We start from the raw sequence: 16,651 nt of genomic DNA on the forward strand, positions 1-16,651 counted from the left end.
ACTCACCACGCAGGAGAGACACCTATGGCTACTTCACTTCGCAAAGCTTCGTTGCAAAGCATGGAAGCGGAAATCGAAAGTCTGCTCAAATCGCTGGAGAGCTTGAAGGACGACGCGTCCGACGAGTCGCGCAAAACCCTGAAAAGCCTGCGCGCCAACGCTGAAAACGCCCTGAAACACTCGCGTCATCTGCTCAGCGACGTGTATGAAGACGTGAAGGTCAAAACCCGTGAGACCGGCGTGGCCACCCGCGACTACGCGCAGGAACACCCCTGGACCACCGCAGGCGTGGCCATCGGCGCATTGGGGCTGCTGGCCGGCTACCTGCTGATCAAGCGCGGCAATTAATCCACCTGGCGCGCCAGCTCCGCCGTGAGCCAGTGCGCCAGCTGCCGCGCGCGCCCATCGTCGGCGCGCCGGGGCACCCATAGCGCCAGGCGCGCCGAGGTTTCGCTGAAACCCCACGGCGCTGCCAGTCGCCCCGCCCGCAGGTCATCGACCACCAGCGGCTCCGGGGCGATGGCCACCCCCAGGCCGGCCACCGCCGCCTCCAGCAAATAATACAAATGCTCGAACCCCTGGCCGTACTGCAACTGGCCGGGCGCGATGCCGTGGGCCCCCGCCCAATTGGGCCACGCTTGCGGGCGCGATGTGGTGTGCAGCAACGGCTCGCCTGCGAGCACCTGCGCGGGCGCTTCGGCCAACTTTTCGAAGCGGGCAAAGCGCGGGCTCAGCACCGGGCCGATGCGTTCGTGCGCCAGTTCATATACCTGCATGTCAGCCGGCCACGGCGGCTCGGCGAACACCAGCCAGGCGTCCAGGCCGGGGCGCCGCGGGTCCAGGTCGCCCTCGCCGGCGGACAGGTGCAGGCGCAGGTCCGGCAGGTCGGCGTTGAGCTTGCCCAGCCTGGGTATGAACCAGCGCGCCAGCAGGCTGCCCGAGCAGCCCAGCACGAACGGTGCATCGCTGGCGCCCTGGCTGATCTCGGCACACGCGGTGCGCAGGCGCTCGAAGGCATCGCCGCTGGCATCGCGCAGGCGCAGGCCGGCATCTGTGAGTTTCAGGCCACGCCCTTCCTTGACGAACAGGCTCACCCCCAGGTGCTCTTCCAGCACCTTCAACTGGCGGCTGATTGCACCGTGGGTTACGTGCAACTGTTCGGCCGCGCGGCTTACGCTGTTCAGCCGGGCAGTGGCTTCGAACGCGCGCAGGGCGTTCAGGGGGGGCAGGTCGCGGCTCATGGTATCTGTGAGTTTTCCTGACAGGTTGCAGCAATCTTATCGGTTTTTTTCGCCGGCCGCCGTGGTTACAGTAGATTCATAGCTAGCCCATCACTTTTCACCTGGAGCGACCCATGACCCAGACTAACTTGCGCAACGGCCCGGATGCCAACGGCCTGTTTGGCGCCTTCGGCGGCCGCTACGTGGCTGAAACCCTGATGCCGCTGGTGCTCGACCTGGCCCGCGAATACGAAGCCGCCAAGGCCGACCCCGAATTCCTCGAACAGCTGGCGTATTTCCAGCGCGACTACATCGGCCGCCCGAACCCGCTGTACTTCGCCGAGCGCCTCACCGAGCACTGCGGTGGCGCCAAAATCTACTTCAAGCGCGAAGAGCTGAACCACACCGGCGCGCATAAAGTGAACAACTGCATTGGCCAGGTACTGCTGGCCAAGCGCATGGGCAAGAAACGCCTGATCGCCGAAACCGGCGCCGGCATGCACGGCGTGGCCACTGCCACCGTCGCTGCGCGCTTCGGCCTGCCTTGCGTTATCTACATGGGCGCCACCGATATCGAGCGCCAGCAGGCCAACGTGTTCCGCATGCGCCTGCTGGGCGCCGAGATCGTGCCGGTCACCGCTGGCACCGGCACCCTGAAAGACGCCATGAACGAAGCGCTGCGCGACTGGGTGACCAACGTCGACGACACCTTCTACCTCATCGGCACCGTGGCCGGCCCGCACCCGTACCCGGCCATGGTCCGCGACTTCCAGTCCATCATCGGCAAGGAAACCCGCGAGCAGCTGCACGCCAAGGAAGGGCGCCTGCCCGACAGCCTGGTGGCGTGCGTGGGTGGCGGTTCCAACGCCATGGGCCTGTTCCACCCGTTCCTGGACGATGCCAGCGTGGAAATCTACGGCGTTGAAGCTGCCGGCCACGGCGTGGACACCGACAAGCACGCGGCCAGCCTCAACGGCGGCGTACCCGGCGTGCTGCACGGCAACCGCACCTACCTGCTGCAGGACGACGACGGCCAGATCACCGACGCCCACTCTATCTCCGCCGGCCTGGACTACCCTGGCATCGGCCCGGAACACGCCTGGTTGCACGAGATCAAGCGCGTGAACTACGTCAGCATCACCGATGACGAAGCCCTGGCCGCGTTCCACACCACCTGCCGCCTGGAAGGCATCATCCCGGCCCTGGAGACCGCCCACGCCCTGGCGGAAGCCATCAAGCGCGCGCCTACTCTGCCCAAGGATCACCTGATGGTCGTCTGCCTCTCGGGCCGTGGCGACAAAGACATGCAAACCGTGATGAGCCATATGGCCGCCGCCGAGCAGGAGAAACTGGCATGAGCCGTCTTGAACAACGCTTCGCCGATCTGAAAGCCGAGGGCCGCGCTGCCCTGGTGACCTTTGTCACTGCCGGCGACCCTGGCTATGACGCCTCGCTGGCCATCCTCAAGGGGCTGCCGGCCGCCGGCGCCGACGTGATCGAGCTGGGCATGCCGTTCACCGACCCGATGGCCGACGGCGTGGCCATCCAGCTCGCCACCCTGCGCGCCCTGGATGCTGGCCAGACCCTGAAAAAAACCCTGCAGATGGTGCGCGAGTTCCGGGTTGGCAATAACACCACGCCGATCGTGCTGATGGGTTACTACAACCCTATCCACCGCTTTGGCGTCGAGGCCTTCGTGGCCGAGGCCCGCGAAGTGGGCGTGGACGGCCTGATCATCGTCGACTTGCCACCCGAGCACGACGCCGAGCTGGCCACCCCGGCCCAGGCCGCAGGCATCGACTTCATCCGCCTGACCACGCCAACCACCGACGACGTGCGCCTGCCGCGCGTGCTGGAACGCAGCTCCGGCTTCGTCTACTACGTGTCGGTGGCCGGCGTTACCGGTGCCGGCTCTGCCACCACCGAAGCCGTCAGCAGCGCCATCGAGCGCCTGCGCCGCCATACCAGCCTGCCGATCAGCGTCGGTTTCGGCATTCGCACCCCCGAGCAGGCCGCCGCCATCGCGCGCCTGGCCGATGGCGTGGTAGTGGGTTCGGCACTGGTGGACAAGATCGCCAAGGCAACCTCTTCCGAGCAGGCCGTGGGCGACGTACTTGAGCTGTGTTCGCAATTGGCCCAGGGCGTGCGTAAGGCACGCGTCAGCTGAAGGTAAATGTTTTGTTACAAAGGAATTAGTTGCTGATTTTTCGGACTAATTTCACAGACCAGAGGGAACCTGATCGATAAGATCCGGTTCCCTTTTTTGTTGTTAGAGCAGTGAGGATTCGCTCGATGAAACTCTCCAAACCATTGATTGCCAGCCTGGGGCTTGTGCTTGTCGGCATGACTTCCCTGGCCCATGCCGACCAATGGGGCCCGGGTGGCCCGGATGACCGTGGTCACTACGATCATCGCGATGACCACCGCGACGACCATCGTGACGACCACCGCTTCGACCACGGCGGCCCGCCTCGTGATTTCGGCCCGATCCGTCAGCACGCCTTCGAGCACCGTGGCTACTTCGGCCGCGCCGAACGCCTGCCGCCAGGCGTGTTCGTAGTCCAGGGGCGCCCACTGCCACCAGGCTACGGCCGCCCGCTGGGCCCGCGTGAAATGGAACAACTGCCGTACTACCCAGGTTACCAATGGATCGCCTACGGCCCGGATATCGTGCTGGTGCAAGATGGCACCGGTGTGGTTTACCAGGTGCTGCAAGGCGTCCTGGCTTACTGATTTCACTTTCGACACACCACCGCGAGGAACGCGTATGAAACTGCCAAAATTCCTGATCGCAGGCATGGGCGTGCTGCTGGTTGGCGTCACCCCACTGCTGCAGGCTGCCCCGGGCCCGGACGACCAACGCCAGGGCGGTGAACAGCACCAGCAACAAGGCAACGCCCACGGCAACGGCAACGAGCACGGCGCGCCGCAACAGCAGCAACACGCTGGCGGTGGCAACCGGCCGCCACAGGACTTCGGCCCTGTACGCCAAACCATCCAGCAGCACCGCGACAGCTTCGGCCACGGCAGCCCGCTGCCACCGAACGTGCACGTGGAAAAAGGCCGCCCGCTGCCCCACGGCTACGGCAAGCGCCTGGACAGCCGCGCCCTGTCGCAGCTGCCACGCTACCCCGGCTACGAATGGCGCCGCCTGGGCAATGACGTAGTGCTGATCTCGGTAGGCACCGGCGTGGTGTACGAGATTCTCGACGGTGTGTTGAATTGAAATAACACCACCCCGTAGCGCTGCCGAAGGCTGCGTCCTGAACACCTCGCTACACCAGACATACCGAGGCGCCAGGGACGCGGCCTGATGGCCGCTGCTACGGGATTGGGTTCATCACCCGCCGAAAATCGACAACTTCAATGGCCGCACCGCCCCCATCCAGATCGCATGATCACGGTGGTCCGCCAACTCATCCCCGCTCAGCGGGTGCATGAACACCACCAGCCCTTTGCGGTTCATTGCCAGCCACGGCAAAACATCCGCCACCACCTGCGGCGCGAACGCCAGCTGGCAGCTCCAGTCCGGGTGCGGCCCTACCGGCTTCTCATGCACACGCCCCATCACCACGGGAAACAACCGCGCGGCTTCTTCGCACAGGGCGCGCGCCTGGTCGAGGGTGGAGGCGTCGAAATAGATGTGGGCGTGGTAGCCCTGGATAGGTTGCATGGTGGGGTTCTCCGAGACTCCTATACGTCAGCTTACCATGCAGTTCCGTGGCCTCATTGCTGCACAATAAATCAACAGGTCTGTGGTGGCACTACGCTTAGTGCACCGCCCTACTACGCGCTTGCCGCAAGTATAGGATCGAGGCGATAGCTCAAATCTACCGTAGCTCCTCCAGTATCCAGTGCCTCACCGCCAACCGCCATCATGCTGATCAAGCTGTCTACCTGATCTCTCAGGAAGGGATTTTGGACGTGACTAAATGGGGCTGCAGACGTAATAGTTAGCAAACTCTCTGACTGTCCCAAGTCCTCAAGAAAATTACTAAGTTCCGGAAGTTCTCGTGAATTTCGTAGATCTCCAGGCGGCCCTCCTATCCAAGATTCCTGCCCCGCGTGGATATCGGACTGCTGTAGGGGCTGATGCTGAGCACTCCTGTTTTGCCGTCGAGTGCCACCGATTTCAACCCACGGAATAGATACTCTACCATTTGGAAGATTACTAAATACAAATCCTGAGCCCACCTTCCCACCGCCAGACCAATTTTTGGTCATTTGTGAAATTAAAGGTCCCAGATCCAGTTCATAGCCGAAGCCTTCGCTTAAATCTCGGACAGGCTCGAAAGTATCCAAATCCAACGTTGGCCCAATATCCTCGGAGAGGATTCCATCTGGGAGAAGACCCTCATGGACCTTAATATATTTCTTCATTTTCTCCAAATCAACAGCCGGATTGCCATTACCAGGTTCCAGAACCCCATCAAATGAAACTCTGGGCAGCCCCATCAAATCACCAAAAGAAGTGAATACGGAATTGCTATTTATCGTTTCTCCGATAACGTTAATTCCCATCGATGGATAATCCAAGTTACGACCATTTATGTATGCCGCTCCTCGCCTAGCTGTTTTCCACCTGCCAAAAACGTCTTCTGCTGGCCCAGCGTAAATTTCCTTTGATTTTTGTCCTTCCTCATAGAGCCCACTTGAGGATTTCAGAGGAACAGGCACACCGATTTTCTGTGCTTCCTCAGTTGATGCGTAATACCAAGCGCGCAATGAATGCTGTTTAGTCATGCCTATCGGGACCGGTTCACCCGACGCTCTGTCTGTCGCCATACCATGCAGCTCGCTCATAACCCGACCATCAGGCCCCTTTAAAACCCAGAAGTTGTGGCTGAATGCTCCAACTATGTTATGGGACCGCGCCTCTATCTTGTAATTATCGGACATTTAGGTTTCAACCTTTAAAATTATTAGTAAGGACAAGCATTACTTTGCCGCGATTTTACTTCCAATATCGTCCAGCTTTGACGCTCTGACGGATTACCCAAAAATGAAAAATTAAAAACCATCTCCATTCCGGGAATACAAACGTTATGCATATCGATTTTAGCTCCTACATTTCTAGCCCTCCATCTTCGGGTTATCGCGCAACTATAGGTGCTAGAGTTCAGGTCTGACTGGTGGCAACTCCCCGAGGCATTTTTAAACAGGGCTTTTAACTGCCCGAGATCAATACCATTAAAATATTCGGCAGCATCCTTCCCAACTGCCACGTCATCCATTGGCCGAGCTTGATCATTTTTATTCCAGCGAATAATCACCCGTGAAAAAAAATCAGACCTCATTGACGAATAATCATTCTCGAATACCGGGTAGTACATGCACGCACCCAACACCCAGAAGGGTGACAACAGAAACGATCTGACTGAACTAGCCACTGTTATCCGCCCCATCTTGGAAGAATAAAACCCGATAAAACACGCAGTACGTGTAAACAGCCATGATCGCTGAGGCTACGAAAGCCATAGCCCAAATCAAATATCTGAATTTGACACCAAGCTTATGCCTAGCATAAAGCGCGCTGTATCCCGTCAACCCTGTCAACATCATCAGATCCTGATGTAAAGTTGAAAGTTTTGTTTTGTCAATGCCGAGATAAAACCCCCAAAAGAAACAGTACCCGGCTCCAGCCAACAACCCATAGAGTATTGGCTTGTATATCCTCACAACCATATTGCAATCCCCCCAAATCAAAATCGGCTCACTTTATAACCTCATCGCTCTCTTAAACCTTCTTGCAGCGATCGCCATAATGGTTCAATAAAATATCCGAGCACGGATCTCTTATATAATTTTAACTCGGCCGTAAGCGTCATGCCTGGCGACACTACAAGCTTTCGGTTCACAACTAGTGCTGGGGCAGCATTCAGCTTTATCCGAACGCTGTATTTAGATGGCATTTCTTCACTCGATATCGAATCCTGGGAGATCGATACAACTTTCCCAATAAACACCCCGTATTTAACGTAATTAAACGAATCAATCTTTACTGCCACTTCCTGCCCAGGATATACAAAACCAATATCCTTATTATCCAACCAGACATCTGCTTCAGAAGGCTGAGTGTGCGGTACCACCACCATAAGATTTTGCGCTGCAGTCACCACACCACCCACCGTATGAACGGACAGTTCTTGAACGGTACCGTCTATCGGTGAAACTAATGACATCAACCTGTGTCGATACTCGGCTTTTTCAAGCTCTTGGGTTACGCTTTTAATTACCCTGCGGGACTGCCCCTCCAAATCCAGCATTGCAATACGAACTTGGTCTACCAGATTATCCCTACGCTGGCGTGTGATTCGAATGGAGGCTTGAAGCTCCCGAATTTTATTTTGTTGAAGCTCAATTTCCCGGACGTGATCAATCCTCAGGCGCTCCCTTTCCAAGTAGACGTTTCGTGGTATATAGCCGCCTTCAGCCAAACTCTTGGAACTCTCTGCCACCTTTGTAGAGATCAACAACACTTTGGCAGCTGTCTTTATATTCGTCCTGGCGGAAATTATCTGTACATCAAATTGATTTGCCTCGGCATCCATCTGGCCGATTTTGCTGTTCAATTCAATGTACTGTCCTCGGAGCCAAGTGGTAGTCGCTGCAACTTGCTCAAAAGGCGCGCCTGGCATCAGGTCCTGAATAGGTTGCGGTTCCGATTTTTTTTCAATGGCTTTAAGTAACGCCGTTGCGCGAGCCCAGTCCGATTGAGCGGCTACAAGCTCAGCCTTCAAGCGGTTCACGTCAGCTTGTGAATTGACGGCTTCAAGCTCGATTAGTACCTGACCTTTCGTTACAGCCCGTCCCTCTTGGACAAGCACAGCTTTAACGATCGAAACTTCGCTTGCCTGAATAAATTTACTCATCCCACTGGCAATTACTTTTCCCTCTGCGGTCGCGACGACGTCAATTTTTCCTAAGCAGGACCACAAGAACGCTATTGCGCTAAAAAGCAGAAGAAAGGCCAACACCCAATGCGCAGCTGGATGCGGAGGCTTCTCTTGCAACTCCAACGTGGCAGGCAGGAACTGAAGCTCTTCGGCCTTGCGCTTCACGCTGGCATTGGCTTGGCGGTTCGACCAGGCACATTTCCACGCAAGGTGGTATTTGCGCCACAGGCCGAGCGCAGCATCGAATCTGTTCATCCTTTACCACCTTGCTGCAGGTGGTACAGATAGGCGTAGTGACCGTCGGGAATGACAATCAAATCATCGTGGCTGCCTTCCTCGATAATCTGCCCACGGTCCATGACGATGATTCGATGGGAATCTCTTATAGCTGACAGTCGGTGGGCGATAACGATGACCGTTCGCCCTTCACATATCCGACGCATATTTTGCTGGACGACGCGTTCAGACTCGTAATCAAGGGCGCTGGTTGCCTCGTCAAAAATCAATATCCTCGGGTCGCCCATCAACGCCCTGGCAATTGCGATGCGCTGCCTCTGACCTCCCGATAACGATGCACCATGCTCACCCACCAACGTGTCATAGCCCTCGGGCAACTCCAGAATGAAGTCGTGAGCGCCCGCCATTTTCGCGCTGTGGATAACAACCTCCAATGAAACGCCTGCGTCACTGAGGGCGATGTTTTCGCGAATGCTTTTCTGGAAAAGCAGGCTGTCCTGAAGCACTACGCCGATTTGGCGACGCAGTGACGAGACATCGACCAAGGCCAAGTCCATGCCGTCCACGAGCACCCGACCACGCTCAGGCACATACAGCCGCTGGATCAGTCGTGTGAGTGTGCTTTTCCCCGACCCTGACCGCCCCACGATCCCAATAACCTCGCCAGGGGAGATACTCAGGCTGACGGAACGCAGAACCTCTGAGCCATCTGGCCGGTAGCGGAAACGCACCTGGTCGAATTCGATGCGCCCGATGATGGGCGCTACAGTGCTGCGAGTTTGTTGGTTTAGCTCGGTTCGGGTATTGAGAATGTCTCCCAGCCTTTGGATTGATACGCCTGTCTGCTGAAACTGCGTCCATAGTTGGGCCAAGCGCATTATGGGTTGCGAGACGCGCCCAGCCAGCATGTTGAACGCGATCAATTGGCCGACGCTCAGTTCGCCATCAATCACTAGCCGGGCGCCTAACCACAGCGTGGCAACCGTCACCAGTTTTCCTATCAACCCTACGCACTCATTGGCGACGGCAGATAAATTCTGGGTTTTAAAGCCGGCTGACACATAGGCGGCCAGCTGATTCTCCCAACGCCGGGTTATTTGTGGCTCTACCGCCATAGATTTCAGCGTGTCGATGCCGTTCACCGTTTCCACCAGGAAAGCCTGGTTCTCGGCACCTATCGCAAAACTTTCGTTAATCCTGCCCCTTAAAATTGGCGTAACTATCAGCGAAACCAGGAAGTAGAGGGGCAGCGACAGCACCACAACGAGTGTCAGCCACCCGCTGTAAATGAACATGACACCAATAAAAACGACCGAGAAAAAAACATCCAATACCAGCGTGATGCTGTTCCCAGTCAAAAAGCTCCGAATGTTTTCCAGTTCTCGTACTCGAGCAACCGAATCCCCCACTCGTCGTGCCTGGAAATACGAGATTGGCAGCGCCACAAGATGTCGGAACAACCGAGCACCAAGCTCAACGTCGATCCGGCTCGCAGTGTGGGAGAAGATGTAGGTGCGAAGGCCGCTTAACGCGGTCTCGAACAGCATGATTACCAACAGCCCTACTGCGATGACATCCAAGGTGGTCAGGCCTCGATGCACCAGGACCTTGTCCATGACAACTTGAAAAAAGAGCGGAGTGAGAAGGGCAAATATCTGCAGCACGAATGAGACGACGAAGACCTCGGTGAGCAATCGCCGGTATTTGACGATTGCTGGAATGAACCAGGTAAAGTCAAACCGAGCCAGTTCCCCCACGATTGACGCTTGAGACCTCAGGAGGATCAATTCTCCATCCCAGCGTTCGGCAAGATCCTCAACGCTCAAATATTCAGCACGCCCGACCAAGGGGTCGTGAATCAGTACCCGCCCATCAACAAGCTTGGCGAGGATGAAAAATTGACCGTCCGTGCATACGCCTATCGCGGGCAGAGGAAGGTGCGCGAGCCGATCGACGGAGCTGCGCGTGAGCTTTGCTTTGAGCCCTAGCTTTTTCGCGGCCTGCAGAATTTGCGTTGGGTCAAAATTCGTACAGCCGCTGCCTAGCTCATGCCTTAGCTGCTCAGGCGATGCAACGATCTGATGCAAACGAGCCAGCATTAACAGGCAGGCGAGCCCTGTATCTGTGCAATTGGCAGAATCCGTGATCGACATTTTCTCTGTCCCTGAACTTGGCCACAGCCAGGACGAAACTCAGTCGACCAGCGCTGTAGGATTAATTCCAAGTCCCGAGCATATGAGACGATTTCGCATCCGTAAGTAGTCCCGCCTCCGACATCAACGTAGGACGATTCCGGTTCTACGAGGACAGCTGCTCAGCCATCAACCACTCCACAAACCGCCCCGCCATCTCCCCCCGCCGTTTCCGCTGCGGCACCACCACGTAATACCCCAGCGCCGAGCTGGCCGTTGCAGCGATGGGCCGGCACAGCAGGCCCTGTTCGATCAACGCGTCCACCAGGTGGCGCCAGCCGATGGCCACGCCCTGGCCGGCGATGGCGGCCTGGATCAGCAGGGTGTAGTTGTCGAAGCGCAATTGGCCCGGGGCCGGCGCGCTGGGGATGTGCAGGTGGCGGAACAGGGTGGTCCAGTTGAACCAGTGGGTGGTGCTTTCGCCGCGCAGGTGCAGCAGCGGCAGGTCGAGCAGGGCTTGGGCGGGCAGGGGGGTGGTCTGCTTCTCCAGGAGGCGCGGGCTGCACACCGGGAAGACTTCTTCGGCGAACAGCCAGTGGCTGTCGCCCTGTTTGAAACGGCCGTCGCCGAACAGCACGGCTACGTCGATGTCGCTGCGCAGCATGGCGTGGCTGCGTTCGCTGGTTACCAGGCTGACGTCGACGTGGGGGTGGGCCTGGTGGAAGCGGTGCAGGCGCGGCATCAGCCAGTAGGCGGCGAAGGCGAAGTCGGTGGCCACCTGCAGCACCTCGTGCTGGGGTTGGGCGGTGAGGGCGGCCAGGGCGTCGTCGATCTGGCCGAAACCGGCCTGCACCGCATCGAACAGGCTGCGGCCGGCGTCGGTCAGTTCGATGCCGCGGTAGATGCGGTCGAACAGGCGCGTTGCCAGTTGCTCTTCCAGGCGCTTGATCTGCTGGCTGACGGCAGGCTGGGTGGTGCCCAGTTCGGCCGCGGCGGCGGTGAAGCTGCGCTGGCGGGCGGCGCATTCAAAGGCGCGCAGCAGGTCGAGGGACAGATCGGCGAGGCTATCAAACATTAGCTGGGCTTATCCTAGGCATTGCCTGACGTGGGCTTTACCGCGTGGCAGCGCGGTCGCATGCTCGGTTGGAAGCACTTTCGCATAATTCAACACTATGGAATGCCGCCCACCCATGAAGCGCAAGAACATTCTCTTCATCATGGCCGATCAGATGGCCGCGCCGCTGTTGCCCTTCTATGCCGAAAACTCGCCGATCAAGCTGCCCCACCTGAGCCGCCTGGCCGCCAGCGGCGTGGTGTTCGACGCCGCTTACTGCAACAGCCCATTATGTGCGCCGTCGCGCTTCACCCTGGTGAGCGGCCAGTTGCCCAGCAAGATCGGCGCCTACGACAACGCCGCCGATTTCCCCGCCGACGTGCCCACCTATGCCCACTACCTGCGCCGCATGGGCTACCGCACGGCGTTGTCGGGGAAGATGCATTTCTGCGGCCCGGACCAGCTGCATGGTTATGAAGAGCGCCTGACCAGCGACATCTACCCCGCCGACTACGGCTGGGCGGTGAACTGGGATGAGCCTGACGTGCGCCCCAGTTGGTACCACAACATGTCCTCGGTGCTGCAGGCCGGGCCGTGCGTGCGCACCAACCAGCTGGATTTCGATGAAGAGGTGGTGTTCAAGGCCCAGCAATATCTGTTCGACCACGTGCGTGAGGACGGCGAACAGCCGTTTTGCCTGACCGTATCCATGACCCATCCCCACGACCCCTACACCATTCCCAAGCGCTTCTGGGACCTGTACCGCGACGAGGACATTCCGCTGCCGGCCGACGTGCCGGGCCAGGCGGAACTGGACCCGCACTCCCAGCGCCTGCTGAAGGTGTATGACCTGTGGGACAAGCCGCTGCCCGTGGACAAGATTCGCGACGCCCGCCGCGCTTACTTCGGCGCCTGCAGCTACATCGACAGCAACGTCGGCAAGCTGCTGGAGACGCTGGAGGAAACCGGCCTGGCCGAGGACACCATCATCGTCTTCTCCGGGGACCACGGCGACATGCTCGGCGAGCGCGGGCTCTGGTACAAGATGCACTGGTTCGAGATGTCGGCGCGGGTGCCGCTGCTGGTCTGTGCACCGGGGCAGTTCCAGGCCGGGCGGGTGAGCGCAGCAGTGTCCACCGCCGATCTGCTGCCGACGCTGGTGGAGCTTGCCGGCGGCAAGGTCGACCCGCAGCTACCATTGGACGGTCGCTCGCTGGTCGGCCACCTGCAAGGCCAGGGCGGCCACGACGAGGTGTTCGGCGAGTACATGGCCGAAGGCACGGTGGGCCCGCTGATGATGATTCGCCGCGGCGAGCACAAATTTATCTACAGCGAGGACGACCCTTGCCTACTCTTCGACGTGCGCCATGACCCGCACGAACGCGAGGACCTGAGCCAGTCGCCGCACCACGCCACGCTGTTCGCCGCCCTGCTGGCCGAGGCGCGCGCCAAGTGGGACGTGGCGGCCATCCGCCAACAGGTGCTGGCCAGCCAGCGTCGGCGCCGCCTGGTGGCAAAGGCGTTAAGCGTGGGCAAACTCAAGAGCTGGGACCACCAGCCGCTGGTGGACGCCAGCCAGCAGTACATGCGCAACCACATCGACCTCGACGATCTGGAGCGCAAGGCCCGTTATCCACAACCCTGCCAAGACCAATAATCGATGAGGGGAAGCCGATGAAGTTATCCACAGTGGTTGTAACCGGCTTGTTGGCCGTGACCAGCCTGCACGCGCTGGCCGATGAGCAAAGCTGCAGCACGGTGCAAATGGCCGACCCCGGCTGGAGCGATATCGCTTCCACCAACGCCATTGCCGGGCTGCTGCTGGGCGGCATGGGCTACAAGGCCAAGGTCGACACCCTGGCGGTGCCCATTGCCTACGGTGGCTTGAAAGACGGCAAGGTGGACGTCTTCCTCGGCAACTGGATGCCGGCGCAGCAGGGCTTCTACGACAAATTCGTGGCCAGCGGCGACGTGACCCAATACGCCAAGAACCTGGAGGGTACCGAGTTCACCCTGGCGGTGCCGGATTATGTATGGGACGCCGGCGTGCACAGCTTCGCCGACCTGAACAAGCACGCCGACAAGTTCGGCGGCAAGATCTACGGCATCGGCTCGGGGGCGCCGGCGAACCTGTCGATCCAGCAGATAATCAAGAAGAATGAATTCGACCTGGGCCAGTGGAAACTAGTGGAATCCAGCGAGCAGGCAATGCTTTCGGAAGTGCGCAGGGCTGTGGATAAGCAACGCTTCGTGGTGTTCCTCGGCTGGACGCCGCACCCCATGAACGTCGAGATCAAGATGCATTACCTCACGGGCGGCGAGGCCTACTTCGGCGCCAGCGGCAGCGTCTACACCCTGACCCGCAAGGGTTATGCACAGGCCTGCCCGAATGTCGCCAAGCTGCTGGGCAATCTGGCCTTTACCCAGGACATGGAGAACAGCATCATGGCCGACGTGGTGAACACCAAGGCCAGCTACCCGGATGCGGCCAGGAAGTGGATCAAGGCCAACCCGACGGTGCTGGACAAGTGGCTGGACGGGGTGAAGACCGTGGATGGACAGGACGCGCTGCCCGCGGTGAAAGCCAAGCTTTAACGCATCTGCGCACAAACCCTGTGGGAGCTGGCTTGCCAGCGAGTTTCTTGCCCCCTGAAAAGCTCGCTGGCAAGCCAGCTCCCACGGGAAAGACCAGAAAACAGAGAGCCTCATGCGCGGTACCCGACTGGAAAGAATCCTGCCGTTCCTGGCCTGGCTCCCACGCCAGACCCGCGCCAGCGTCAGCCGTGACGCAGTAGTGGGCCTGAGCGGGGCGATCCTGGCGTTGCCGCAGTCCATCGCCTACGCGCTGATCGCCGGCCTGCCGCCGGAATACGGCTTGTACGCGGCCATCATTCCGGTACTGATCGCCTGCCTGTGGGGCTCGTCGTGGCACCTGATCTGCGGCCCCACGGCGGCCATCTCCATCGTGCTGTACGCCAGCGTCAGCCCGCTGGCGGTACCGGCCACCCAGGACTACGTGACGTTGATCCTGCTGCTGACCTTCCTCGCCGGCATTTTCCAGTGGCTGCTGGGCATGCTGCGCTTCGGCGCACTGGTGAATTTCGTCTCCCATTCGGTGGTGCTGGGCTTCACCCTTGGCGCCGCCATTGTCATTGCGATTGGCCAACTGCCGAGCCTGCTGGGCATCGAGCTCAGCAGCCAGGCCACGGCGCTGGCCAGCCTCACCAACCTGTTTCAGCACCTGGGCGAGGTGGATAAACCGTCGCTGCTGCTGGGGCTGTTCACCTTGGCGCTGGGCCTGCTGCTGAAGGCGCTGGTGCCGCGCTGGCCGACCCTGCTGATTGCCTTGGTCAGCGGCAGCCTGTTGGCCTGGCTGTGGCCGGGCATGTTTGGCCACGTGCGCCGGGTGAGCGAGTTCGTGGGCCAGCTGCCGCCATTCAGCCCGCTGCCGCTGGACCCGGCGCTGGTGCTGCGGCTGCTGCCCAGCGCCGTGGCGGTGGGCATGCTGGGGCTGGTGACCAGCCTGTCGATTGCCCGCTCGATAGCCACACGTTCGCAGCAGTTGCTCGACGCCAACCAGGAGGTTCGCGCCCAGGGCTTGTCGAACGTCATCGGTGCGTTCTTTTCCGGCTCGCTGTCGGCAGGCTCGTTCACCCGCTCCGGGCTGAGCTATGAAGCCGGCGCCTGCTCGCCGCTGGCGGGGGTGTTCTCGGCGCTGTGGGTGGCGCTGTTCGCGGTAACCGGCGCGCAGCTAATCGCGCAAATTCCCATTGCCGCCATGGCCGGCAGCATTCTGCTGATCAGCTGGGGGCTGGTGGACCACCGCGGCATTCGCGCGCTATTCCGGGTCAGCCGCTCGGAGTTCGTGGTGATGGCGCTGACGTGCCTGGCGACCCTGCTGCTGGAATTGCAGACGGCGATCTACGCCGGGGTGCTGGCGTCGCTGTTCTTCTACCTCAAGCGCACCTCGCAACCGCGGGTGCAGCAGTGGCGTGACGGCGACGAGGAGGTGCTGCGCGTTGGCGGTTCGATCTTCTTCGGCGCCAGCCACTACCTGCAGGTGCGGCTGCAGCGCGCGCAGGGCCAGCGCGTAGTGATCGACGCGCAGCAGATCAACTTCATCGATTATTCGGGGGTGGAGATGCTGCACCAGGAAGCGCGGCGGCTGCGCGCCCAGGCCCGCAGCCTGACCCTGCGCCACGCGCGGGCGCAGGTGATCGAGGAACTGCACAAGCTGGAAGGGGCCGCCAACTGCCCCATCCAGTTCGAGGGTTAGCCGGCGGCCATTTCCTGGCGCAGGGTGGCCATTACCGTCTTCGAGTCGGGGGTTACGCCACGCCAGTAGGTGAAGGCCTCGGCGGCCTGTTCCACCAGCATGCCGAAGCCATCCAGGGCCTGGGCAGCGCCGTGCTCGGCGGCCCAGCGGCAGAACGGCGTGGGCTCCTTGCCGTACATCATGTCGTAGCACACGGTGACGCCCGGCTGGATCAGGCTGCTCTTGATCGGCGGCAAATCACCGGCAAGGCTGGCCGAGGTGGCGTTGATGATCACGTCCACCGGCTCTTCCAGCCAGTCGAAACCGCTGGCGGCCACCGGGCCCAGGCCGGCGAAGATCTGCGCCAGCAGCTCGGCCTTGTCCACGGTGCGGTTGGCGATGACCAGCGACACCGGCTGCTGTTCCAGCAGCGATTCCACCACGCCACGCACCGCACCACCGGCGCCCAGCAGCAAGATGCGCTTGCCCTTGAGGGTGACGCCGGCGTTGTTCAGCAGGTCGCGCACCAGGCCCACGCCGTCGGTGTTGTCGCCGCGCAGGGTGCCGTCGGGCAGGCGCGTGAGCATGTTCACCGCGCCGGCGCGCTGGGCGCGGGGGGTGAGCACGCTGCACAGGCGGAAGGCGTCTTCCTTGAAGGGCAGCGTCACGTTGGCGCCCAGGCCTTCCTGGAAGAACTCCAGGGCGTTGCCGGCGAAGTCATCCAGCGGCGCCAGCCGCGCGCCATATTCCATGGCCTGGCCGGTCTGCTCGGCAAACAGGCGGTGGATGGCCGGCGACTTGCTGTGGCCAATCGGGTTACCGAAGACGACGTAACGGTCCATGCAGGCAGTTCCTAA

At 60.2% G+C, this 16,651-nt stretch carries 16 protein-coding genes; 8 read left to right on the plus strand and 8 right to left on the minus strand.

Translation table 11 applies throughout. The annotated features are described in order from the left end of the window. Nucleotides 1-24 precede the first annotated feature (24 nt). The gene (locus AC0SZ7_RS00410) at nt 25-348 is read left to right on the plus strand and encodes an ElaB/YgaM/YqjD family protein (protein WP_416421694.1); all 324 of its coding nucleotides are present in this window, start codon (nt 25-27) and stop codon (nt 346-348) included. On the opposite strand, the gene AC0SZ7_RS00415 is transcribed toward AC0SZ7_RS00410, so the two are convergent. Further along, nucleotides 345-1,241, minus strand: a complete 897-nt coding sequence (locus AC0SZ7_RS00415; RefSeq protein WP_475502484.1) for a LysR family transcriptional regulator — start codon at nt 1,239-1,241, stop codon at nt 345-347. The genes AC0SZ7_RS00410 and AC0SZ7_RS00415 overlap by 4 nt on opposite strands. A gap of 113 nt (nt 1,242-1,354) precedes the next feature. Between AC0SZ7_RS00415 and trpB the strand changes: the two genes are divergently transcribed. The 4 genes from trpB to AC0SZ7_RS00435 all read left to right on the plus strand — a co-directional run bounded on the left by trpB (nt 1,355) and on the right by AC0SZ7_RS00435 (nt 4,446). Beyond that, complete coding sequence (gene trpB, locus AC0SZ7_RS00420; protein WP_416421692.1) at nt 1,355-2,578, plus strand: tryptophan synthase subunit beta; 1,224 nt, start codon at nt 1,355-1,357, stop codon at nt 2,576-2,578. Beyond that, entirely contained in the window at nt 2,575-3,387 is an 813-nt protein-coding gene (gene trpA, locus AC0SZ7_RS00425) for a tryptophan synthase subunit alpha (RefSeq protein ID WP_475502485.1), read from the plus strand. Before trpB ends, trpA begins: the two co-directional genes overlap by 4 nt. A 125-nt stretch (nt 3,388-3,512) precedes the next feature. Continuing rightward, on the plus strand, nt 3,513-3,953 hold the full coding sequence (locus AC0SZ7_RS00430) for an anti-virulence regulator CigR family protein (RefSeq protein WP_475502486.1): 441 nt from the start codon (nt 3,513-3,515) through the stop codon (nt 3,951-3,953). Nucleotides 3,954-3,987: 34 nt separating this feature from the next. Further along, nucleotides 3,988-4,446, plus strand: coding sequence for an anti-virulence regulator CigR family protein (locus AC0SZ7_RS00435; RefSeq protein ID WP_475502487.1), 459 nt, complete (start codon nt 3,988-3,990; stop codon nt 4,444-4,446). Between the two features lie 114 nt (nt 4,447-4,560). Here the strand turns inward: AC0SZ7_RS00435 and AC0SZ7_RS00440 are convergent, their stop codons facing one another. From AC0SZ7_RS00440 to AC0SZ7_RS00465, 6 genes are all read right to left on the minus strand, one after another. Next, nucleotides 4,561-4,893, minus strand: coding sequence for a DOPA 4,5-dioxygenase family protein (locus AC0SZ7_RS00440; protein ID WP_475502488.1), 333 nt, complete (start codon nt 4,891-4,893; stop codon nt 4,561-4,563). Nucleotides 4,894-5,006: 113 nt separating this feature from the next. Beyond that, nucleotides 5,007-6,119 carry a hypothetical protein gene (locus AC0SZ7_RS00445; protein WP_475502489.1) on the minus strand — a complete coding sequence of 371 codons (1,113 nt, stop codon included), beginning with the start codon at nt 6,117-6,119 and terminating at the stop codon, nt 5,007-5,009. 23 nt (nt 6,120-6,142) lie between these two features. Beyond that, on the minus strand, nt 6,143-6,553 hold the full coding sequence (locus tag AC0SZ7_RS00450; RefSeq protein ID WP_475502490.1) for a hypothetical protein: 411 nt from the start codon (nt 6,551-6,553) through the stop codon (nt 6,143-6,145). Nucleotides 6,554-6,946: 393 nt separating this feature from the next. Beyond that, nucleotides 6,947-8,371: an HlyD family type I secretion periplasmic adaptor subunit gene (locus AC0SZ7_RS00455; protein ID WP_475502491.1), complete on the minus strand. Its 1,425-nt coding sequence runs from the start codon at nt 8,369-8,371 to the stop codon at nt 6,947-6,949. Then, on the minus strand, nt 8,368-10,506 hold the full coding sequence (locus AC0SZ7_RS00460) for a type I secretion system permease/ATPase (RefSeq protein WP_475502492.1): 2,139 nt from the start codon (nt 10,504-10,506) through the stop codon (nt 8,368-8,370). Before AC0SZ7_RS00460 ends, AC0SZ7_RS00455 begins: the two co-directional genes overlap by 4 nt. A 145-nt stretch (nt 10,507-10,651) precedes the next feature. Then, the gene (locus AC0SZ7_RS00465) at nt 10,652-11,560 is read right to left on the minus strand and encodes a choline sulfate utilization transcriptional regulator (RefSeq protein ID WP_475502493.1); all 909 of its coding nucleotides are present in this window, start codon (nt 11,558-11,560) and stop codon (nt 10,652-10,654) included. 115 nt (nt 11,561-11,675) lie between these two features. Here AC0SZ7_RS00465 and betC point away from each other — a divergent pair, with 115 nt between their 5' ends. The 3 genes from betC to AC0SZ7_RS00480 all read left to right on the plus strand — a co-directional run bounded on the left by betC (nt 11,676) and on the right by AC0SZ7_RS00480 (nt 15,815). Continuing rightward, the gene (gene betC / locus AC0SZ7_RS00470) at nt 11,676-13,196 is read left to right on the plus strand and encodes a choline-sulfatase (protein ID WP_475502494.1); all 1,521 of its coding nucleotides are present in this window, start codon (nt 11,676-11,678) and stop codon (nt 13,194-13,196) included. Nucleotides 13,197-13,213: 17 nt separating this feature from the next. After that, nucleotides 13,214-14,134, plus strand: a complete 921-nt coding sequence (gene choX, locus AC0SZ7_RS00475) for a choline ABC transporter substrate-binding protein (RefSeq protein WP_475502495.1) — start codon at nt 13,214-13,216, stop codon at nt 14,132-14,134. 112 nt (nt 14,135-14,246) lie between these two features. Then, nucleotides 14,247-15,815, plus strand: coding sequence for a SulP family inorganic anion transporter (locus tag AC0SZ7_RS00480; protein WP_475502496.1), 1,569 nt, complete (start codon nt 14,247-14,249; stop codon nt 15,813-15,815). Here the strand turns inward: AC0SZ7_RS00480 and aroE are convergent. Then, nucleotides 15,812-16,636: a shikimate dehydrogenase gene (gene aroE / locus AC0SZ7_RS00485; protein ID WP_475502497.1), complete on the minus strand. Its 825-nt coding sequence runs from the start codon at nt 16,634-16,636 to the stop codon at nt 15,812-15,814. The genes AC0SZ7_RS00480 and aroE overlap by 4 nt on opposite strands. Nucleotides 16,637-16,651: the final 15 nt, after the last annotated feature.

It is taken from the genome of Pseudomonas sp. JC1203 (assembly GCF_056175065.1).

Excerpts from the sequence above, each read along its gene's own strand:
- AC0SZ7_RS00410 (WP_416421694.1), top strand. The coding sequence starts at position 25 with ATGGCTACTTCACTTCGCAAAGCTTCGTTGCAAAGCATGGAAGCGGAA.
- AC0SZ7_RS00435 (WP_475502487.1), top strand. The coding sequence starts at position 3,988 with ATGAAACTGCCAAAATTCCTGATCGCAGGCATGGGCGTGCTGCTGGTT.
- AC0SZ7_RS00480 (WP_475502496.1), top strand. The coding sequence starts at position 14,247 with ATGCGCGGTACCCGACTGGAAAGAATCCTGCCGTTCCTGGCCTGGCTC.
- betC (WP_475502494.1), top strand. The coding sequence starts at position 11,676 with ATGAAGCGCAAGAACATTCTCTTCATCATGGCCGATCAGATGGCCGCG.
- AC0SZ7_RS00445 (WP_475502489.1), bottom strand. The coding sequence starts at position 6,119 with ATGTCCGATAATTACAAGATAGAGGCGCGGTCCCATAACATAGTTGGA.
- AC0SZ7_RS00450 (WP_475502490.1), bottom strand. The coding sequence starts at position 6,553 with ATGTACTACCCGGTATTCGAGAATGATTATTCGTCAATGAGGTCTGAT.
- trpB (WP_416421692.1), top strand. The coding sequence starts at position 1,355 with ATGACCCAGACTAACTTGCGCAACGGCCCGGATGCCAACGGCCTGTTT.
- aroE (WP_475502497.1), bottom strand. The coding sequence starts at position 16,636 with ATGGACCGTTACGTCGTCTTCGGTAACCCGATTGGCCACAGCAAGTCG.
- AC0SZ7_RS00455 (WP_475502491.1), bottom strand. The coding sequence starts at position 8,371 with ATGAACAGATTCGATGCTGCGCTCGGCCTGTGGCGCAAATACCACCTT.
- AC0SZ7_RS00440 (WP_475502488.1), bottom strand. The coding sequence starts at position 4,893 with ATGCAACCTATCCAGGGCTACCACGCCCACATCTATTTCGACGCCTCC.
- trpA (WP_475502485.1), top strand. The coding sequence starts at position 2,575 with ATGAGCCGTCTTGAACAACGCTTCGCCGATCTGAAAGCCGAGGGCCGC.
- AC0SZ7_RS00460 (WP_475502492.1), bottom strand. The coding sequence starts at position 10,506 with ATGTCGATCACGGATTCTGCCAATTGCACAGATACAGGGCTCGCCTGC.
- AC0SZ7_RS00465 (WP_475502493.1), bottom strand. The coding sequence starts at position 11,560 with ATGTTTGATAGCCTCGCCGATCTGTCCCTCGACCTGCTGCGCGCCTTT.
- choX (WP_475502495.1), top strand. The coding sequence starts at position 13,214 with ATGAAGTTATCCACAGTGGTTGTAACCGGCTTGTTGGCCGTGACCAGC.
- AC0SZ7_RS00430 (WP_475502486.1), top strand. The coding sequence starts at position 3,513 with ATGAAACTCTCCAAACCATTGATTGCCAGCCTGGGGCTTGTGCTTGTC.
- AC0SZ7_RS00415 (WP_475502484.1), bottom strand. The coding sequence starts at position 1,241 with ATGAGCCGCGACCTGCCCCCCCTGAACGCCCTGCGCGCGTTCGAAGCC.